This is a genomic window from Methylobrevis pamukkalensis, assembly GCF_001720135.1.
GTDB lineage: Bacteria > Pseudomonadota > Alphaproteobacteria > Rhizobiales > Pleomorphomonadaceae > Methylobrevis > Methylobrevis pamukkalensis.
Genome location: NZ_MCRJ01000250.1, coordinates 1 through 1,402, shown reverse-complemented (window position 1 = coordinate 1,402; position 1,402 = coordinate 1). Strand labels below are relative to the sequence as shown.

The 1,402-nt window shown below is 74.0% G+C and carries 1 pseudogene; it reads left to right on the top strand.

From position 1 onward, the window contains the following. Positions 1-175: 175 nt before the first annotated feature. A pseudogene (locus A6302_RS20290) lies at positions 176-1,402 on the top strand (BatD family protein); the annotation flags it as partial.

The window sequence follows — 1,402 nt, the reverse complement described above, 5'->3', positions numbered from 1 at the left end:
CCGGCAGCAGCGAGGTGGACCGGCGCGGCCGGGCCCAGCCGAACGGCGACAAGGACGGCAAGGGCTCCTCGTCCGGCTCGGCGGCCGACAGCGCCGGCCGGGCCGGCGAGGGCAGCGGCGCCACCAGCTTGCCAAGTCCGAGGACGCCCCGCCGCAGGAGGCCGGCGACCCGGGCGTGTTCGAGACCGAACAGGCGACGCAACAGTGGCTGGCGGCGGTGCCGGACGACCCGCAGCGCTTCCTGCGCATGCGGATCGCCGCCGAGAACGCACGCCGCATCCAGGCCGGCGAGGCCGTGCCGCCGGGGGGGGCTGCCATGGTGATCCGTCTGCGCGTTCTGCTTTTCGCGCTGCTGCTTGCCGGCCCGGGCATCGCCCCGCTGCAGGCGCAGGACAAGCCACCGGTCCCCGAGACCGCCGAGGTGGAGGCGATCGTCGATCCGGACGTCGCCAGCCTGCGCGTCACGCTGGAGCCGGCCGGACCGGTGCATCCGCAGCAGATGATCCTCCTGCACGTGACCGGCCTCTACACGATCCCGATCACGCTCGAACGGCTCGGCGTGCCGGATTTCGAGGGTTTCCGCGCGGTGCGGCTCGGCAAGGACGACTGGTACGAGGCGGCGATGGACGACGGCCGCGCCGCCCGCGGCTTCACCCGCAAATATGCGATCTACGCCCAGCGCAGCGGGCCGCTCACGATCGGGTCCTTCGTCCATCACCTGACGACCGTGGATGCGAGCGGCCGGCGCCGTCCCGTCACCCTGTCGTCGCCGCCGGTGACGGTCGAGGTCGCGCCGGCGCCGGTCGGCGACGGGGTCTGGTGGCTGGCCGCCCGCAATCTCGAGATCACCGACGCCTGGAGCACCGAGCCGGAGAGCCTGCCGGTGGGCACCACGGTGCGGCGCACGGTGACCGTCCGCGCCGAGGGCGTGACGGCCGACCAGCTGCCGCCGATGCCGAAGGTGCGCGCCGACAAGCTGATCGTCGTCGCCGGCAGCCCGAAGCCGGAAACGACGGTGCGCTTCACCGTCCGCCCGGACACGACCAGCGAGCAGCATCGCCAGCGCATGCTGCGCCCCGCCCCGGGCAGCGGGGTGTCCGACCACGACGGTCCCGATGCGGTCGTCACCTGGCATTGGGACCTCCGGCCGATCAGCGGCGTGCCGGTGCCCCTGCCCCCCGTGGTCATCCCGTGGTTCGATACCGCGTCGGGCCGGATGCGGACCGCCGTGCTGCCCGGCCGGACCGTCGCGTTTGCCGACACCGGATCGACGCTGGAGGACCTGGAGCGCGACCTCGGCATCACCGAGGCGGCCGTCGGTGCAGCGGGATCCGACTGGGAACTGCGCGCGCCGCGGCGGCGATCCTTCTGGCCGCCTTCCTCGGCGCCGCACGGGACTGGC